The organism is Falsiroseomonas oryzae (assembly GCF_027856955.1).
In the GTDB taxonomy this organism is placed as follows: Bacteria; Pseudomonadota; Alphaproteobacteria; order Acetobacterales; family Acetobacteraceae; genus Falsiroseomonas; species Falsiroseomonas oryzae.
Genome location: NZ_JAPSMD010000375.1, coordinates 1 through 5,251 on the forward strand (window position 1 = coordinate 1; position 5,251 = coordinate 5,251).

The window sequence follows — 5,251 nt, forward strand, 5'->3', positions numbered from 1 at the left end:
GGCGCCTGCGCGACAGCGGCGCGCTGCTGCGCGTGGCGCCCGTCGCCGCGGCCGAGCAGTCGGCGCAGAACGCCTCCGCCGCCCGCCTGCAATCCGTCGGCGCGCTGGCCGGCGGCATCGCGCACGATTTCAACAACCTGCTGACCGCCATCTCTGGCAGCGCGGAGGCCGCGCTGTCGCGCGACCCGGACGGCCCGGCCGCGCCGGAGCTGCGCCAGGTCATGGAAAGCGCGGCGCGCGGCGCGGCGCTGGTGCGCCAGCTTCTGGCCTTCGCGCGGCAGCAGGCGATGAACCCGCGCGTGGTGGAGCTGAACGACGCCGTCGCCGCGATGGGCGGCCTGCTCAAGCGCCTGCTCGGCAGCCGGGTCCGGCTGAGCGTGGAACTCGAACAGCCGGGCCGCCGGGTGCGCATCGACCCGACGCAGCTGGACCAGGTGATCATGAACCTGGCGCTGAACGCGCGCGACGCGATGCCGGATGGCGGGTCGCTGCGGATCGCGACCGGCCATGCGGTGGTGCTGCACCCCGAGCCGCTCGGCGCCGAGGAGCTGCCGCCCGGCCGCTATGCCGTGCTCGAGGTTGGCGACAGCGGCGCCGGCATCCCGCCCGACCTGCTGCCGCGGATCTTCGACCCCTTCTTCACCACCAAGCGCGACCAGGGCGGCAGCGGCCTCGGCCTGTCCACCGTGCACGGCATCGTCCGCCAGTCCGGCGGCTTCATCGCGGCCGAAAGCCGCGTGGGAGAGGGGACTACCTTCCGCATCTGGCTGCCGCGGCACGAGGGAACCTCCGACTCGCCGCCCCCGGCCGAGCCGCCGCCGGCCGTGGTCGCGCCGAAGCCGGCCGAGGCCCGGGAGGGCCGGACGATCCTGCTGGTGGAGGACGAGCCCGCCCTGTTGAGCCTGGCGGAGCGCGCCCTGCGCCGCGCCGGCTTCGACGTGCTGCCCGCCGCCAGCGCGGAGGACGCGCTGGAATTGCTGGAGAAGGGCGCGCCGACGCCCATCGCCCTGGTCTCGGACGTGGTGATGCCCGGGATGGACGGCCTGGCGCTCGCCGCGAAGCTGCGGGAGCGCGACCCCGACCTGCCCGTGCTTCTGGTCTCCGGCTATGCCGAGGTGGCGCTCGGCCGCGACCTGGAGGCGGAGCGGCTGAAGCTGCTGCCGAAGCCCTATGCGCTGGCCGATCTGGTCGCGGAGTTGCGCGCCATCCTGCCCCGGAAGCGGGCGGAAGTTTCCTAAATGTTCTTGTCCGCTCCGGCGTTCCGGGCCATATTCCGCCCAGGCCGCTTGCCGGTTGTGCGATGCCTTGGAGTCGGCGCGTGCAATCGGGCAAGGTGGCAGGCGGTGTGACCGGAGGGTGATGATTCGCCCCGCGTTCACGCCTTTTGGTTGAGACGCGGGAGCGGGAACCCCCATGGACAAGACGAAGGCTCTGGACGCAGCGCTGAGCCAGATCGAGCGGGCCTTCGGCAAGGGCTCGATCATGCGCATGGGCACCAAGGCGGCCGATGCGGAGGTCGAGGTCGTCTCGACCGGCTCGCTTGGCCTTGACCTGGCGCTCGGCATCGGCGGCCTGCCGAAGGGCCGCATCGTGGAGATCTACGGCCCGGAGAGTTCGGGCAAGACCACGCTGGCGCTGCACGCGATCGCGGAGGCGCAGAAGCGGGGCGGTACCTGCGCCTTCATCGACGCCGAGCACGCGCTGGACCCGGGCTATGCGCGCAAGCTCGGCGTGGACGTGGACAACCTGCTGATCAGCCAGCCCGATGCCGGCGAGCAGGCGCTGGAGATCTGCGACACGCTGGTGCGCTCCGGCGCGATCGACGTGCTGGTGGTGGACAGCGTCGCGGCCCTGGTGCCGCGCGCCGAGCTCGAGGGCGAGATGGGCGACAGCCATGTCGGCCTGCACGCCCGCCTGATGAGCCAGGCGCTGCGCAAGCTGACCGGCTCGGTCAGCCGCTCCAACACGCTGCTGATCTTCCTGAACCAGATCCGCCTGAAGATCGGCGTGATGTTCGGCAACCCGGAGACGACGACGGGCGGCAACGCGCTGAAGTTCTACGCCTCGGTCCGCATGGAGATCCGCCGCATCGGCTCCATCAAGGAACGCGATACCACCACCGGCAACCAGACGCGGGTGAAGGTGGTGAAGAACAAGATGGCGCCGCCGTTCCGGCAGGTGGACTTCGACATCATGTATGGCGAAGGCATCAGCAAGGTGGGCGAGCTGATCGACCTGGGCGTGAAGGCTGGCATCGTCGAGAAGTCGGGCGCCTGGTTCAGCTGCGACAGCCAGCGGATCGGCCAGGGGCGCGAGAACGCCAAGCAGTTCATGCGCGACAACCCGGCCGTGGCCGAGAGCGTCGAGAAGCGCATCCGCGACCAGGCGAACGGCCTGGCCAACGCCATGCTGGCCGGCGAGGAAGAAGCCGCGGCGGCGGAGTGAGGGCAGTGCCTGCGGGGGCGTTGCCCCCGCGCCCCCGCCGAGGAGCTTGGACGACGTATACGTCGTCCCCCGGACCCCACCATCTGTTTTTCAACACACGCGGGTCCAGGGGCCTCAGGCCCCTGGTGGGGGGGCAGGGGGGCAAAGCCCCCCGCTAACCGTTCACTCCGCCGCGCGCGGCATCGCCTCCGGCGCCGGTGCGTGGCTCTTCGGCCGCGCCTTCAGGCGCAGGTCGCGCAGGTCAGCCTGTTCGCGCGCCGCGTTGCGCATCAGCGCGTCCTTGCCCCAGAGGTATTGCGGCGGGCAGGCGATGTCCTTCACGCCGTACTGCGCCGCGGCGTGCAGGGTAAAGCACGGATTGGTCAGGTGCGGCCGCGCCAATGCCACCAGGTCGGCGCGGCCCGCGGCCAGGATCGTGTTCGCCTGGTCGGCGGTGGTGATGTTGCCGACGCACATGGTCGCGACGCCGGCCTCGTTCCGGATCATGTCGGACCACGGCACCTGGAACATCCGACCATAGACCGGCTCGGCGTCGTGCACGGTCTGGCCGGTGGAGACGTCGATCAGGTCGGCCCCGGCGGCGGCGAAGGCGCGTGCGATCGCCAGGCAGTCGGCGTCGGAGAGGCCGCCATCCTTCCAGTCGGTGGCGGAGATGCGGACGGACATCGGCTTCTCCGCCGGCCAGGCGGCGCGCATGGCCGCGAAGACCTCGAGCGGGAAGCGCAGCCGGTTCTCCACGCTACCGCCGTACTCGTCGGTGCGGATGTTCGTCAGCGTCGAGAGGAAGGAGGCCAGCAGATAGCCATGGGCGCAGTGCAGCTCGACCATGTCGAAGCCGCAGCGGATGGCGCGGCGCGTCGCGGCGACGAAGTCGTCGCGCACCCGGTCCATGTCCGCGCGCGTCATCTCGCGCGGAACCTGGCTCTGCGTGAAGTAGGGGATCGGGCTGGCGGAGATGAGGGGCCAGCCGCCTGACTCCAGCGGCTGGTCGATGCCCTCCCACATCAGCTTCGTCGCGCCCTTGCGCCCGGCATGGCCGAGCTGCAGGCAGATCCTAGCCGCGCTGTGGCGATGGACGAAATCCACGATGCGCGTCCAGCCCGCCTCCTGCGCGTCGTTCCAGAGGCCGGTGCAGCCGAGCGTGATGCGCGCCTCCGGCGAGACGCAGGTCATCTCCGTGAAGACTAGGCCGGCCCCGCCCAGCGCACGGGCCGTGTAGTGCTGGAAGTGGAAGTCGCCGGGGAGCCCGTCCTCGGCCGAGTACATATCCATCGGCGAGACGACGACGCGGTTGGGCAGCTGCATGCCGCGCAGGGCGAAGGGCTGGAACATCGGCGGCTTCGCGTCGGACGCCGGCAGGCCGCTCTCGCGCGCTTCCGCCGCGAAGACCTGCTGCGCCTCCTGCACGAAGTCCGGCGCGCGCAGCGCCAGATTGTCCCAGGTGATCGCCTTGGAGCGCGTCATGACGCCGAAGGCGAACGTCGTGGGGTGGAAGTGCCAGAAGCGCTTCACATGCTCGAACCACACCAGCGAGACGTCGGCTGCGTGCTGCGTCTTCTCCACGTCCTCGCGCCGCGCCCTCTCGAAGCGGCTCAGGCAAGTGGCCACGTCGCCGCCGGCCATGAAGGCCGCATGCAGCGCGATAGCGTCCTCCATGGCCAGCTTGGTGCCGGAGCCGATGGAGAAATGCGCGCTGGCCTTGGCGTCGCCGAGCAGGACGATGTTGTCCTTCACCCAGCTCTCGCAGCGGATGGCGGGAAAGCGCCGCCAGTTGCTGCGGTTGATCAGCAGGCGGTGGCCCTGCAACTCCTCGGCGAAGACGCCTTCCAGGAAGCGCGCGCTTTCGGCCTCGTCCATGGCGTCGAGGCCGGCGCGCGCGAAGGTCTCGGGGTCGGTCTCCATCACCCAGGTGCTGGCGCCGGCCTCGTACTGGTAGCAATGGGCGATGAAGATGCCCTCCGGGCGCTCCCGGAAGAAGAAGGTGAAGGCGTCGAAGGGGCGGGTGGAGCCCATCCAGCCGAAGCGGTTCGGGCGCAGGTCCACCTCCGGCCGGAAATGGTCGCGCCAGCGCTCGCGGATCGGGGAGTTGATGCCGTCGGCGGCGACGATAAGGTCGGCGTCGGGGAAGTCCTCCGGCGTCGCCTCGCGGCGGAATTCCAGCTCCACGCCGAGGGCGCGCGCGCGCTCCTGCAGCAGCAGCAGCAGGGTGCGGCGGGAGCAGCCGCAGAAGCCGTTGCCGCCGATGCGGTGCACGCTGCCCTTCGCATGGATCTCGATGTCGTCCCAATAGGCGAAGCTGCTGGTGATGGCGCGGTAGGAGGGCTCGTCGGCCGCCTGGAAGGTGTCGAGCGTCGCGTCGCTGAACACCACGCCGAAGCCGAAGGTGTCGTCCGCGCGGTTGCGCTCCACCACCGTGATGCGGGCGGCGGGCAGGTCTCGCTTCATCAGGATGGCGAAGTAGAGCCCCGCCGGGCCGCCCCCGATTACCGCGATGCGCATGGTGGCACCCCTCCGTCCAGGTCGGATTAGTTTAGGCTTCAAAGATTGGGCGGGCAACCGGAATGCAAGGTTGCGCGGGGCTCGGACGATGCTTTAAGTTTCAAGCATCGGAGGGTCGATGCAGGCAGGCGCGCTCAGCGGTCTGGAGGCCTTGGTCACGGGCGGCGGCACCGGCATCGGCGCCGCCTGTGCCGCAGCGCTCACCGCGGCCGGCGCGCGCGTCACCGTGATGGGGCGGCGCGAGGCGCCGCTGCGCGCCATGGTGGAACGTGGCATGGCCGAGGCCGCGCTGCCGGGCGACGTGACC

Annotated in this window: 4 protein-coding genes; 3 read left to right on the forward strand and 1 reads right to left on the reverse strand. The window is 70.6% G+C overall.

Features of this window, described 5'->3' with window-relative positions; all coding sequences use genetic code 11:
* Both OZN99_RS24715 and recA read left to right on the forward strand, forming a co-directional pair.
* The coding region (locus OZN99_RS24715) for an ATP-binding protein (protein WP_270937901.1) at nt 1-1,238 on the forward strand (1,238 nt) is incomplete at its 5' end.
* Between the two features lie 175 nt (nt 1,239-1,413).
* On the forward strand, nt 1,414-2,445 hold the full coding sequence (gene recA / locus OZN99_RS24720; protein WP_270937902.1) for a recombinase RecA: 1,032 nt from the start codon (nt 1,414-1,416) through the stop codon (nt 2,443-2,445).
* Between the two features lie 162 nt (nt 2,446-2,607).
* Here the strand turns inward: recA and OZN99_RS24725 are convergent, their stop codons facing one another.
* Nucleotides 2,608-4,944 carry a bifunctional salicylyl-CoA 5-hydroxylase/oxidoreductase gene (locus OZN99_RS24725; protein WP_270937903.1) on the reverse strand — a complete coding sequence of 779 codons (2,337 nt, stop codon included), beginning with the start codon at nt 4,942-4,944 and terminating at the stop codon, nt 2,608-2,610.
* Between the two features lie 118 nt (nt 4,945-5,062).
* Here OZN99_RS24725 and OZN99_RS24730 point away from each other — a divergent pair.
* Nucleotides 5,063-5,251, forward strand: a 189-nt coding sequence (locus tag OZN99_RS24730) for an SDR family NAD(P)-dependent oxidoreductase (RefSeq protein ID WP_270937904.1), incomplete at its 3' end; no start/stop codon positions are given.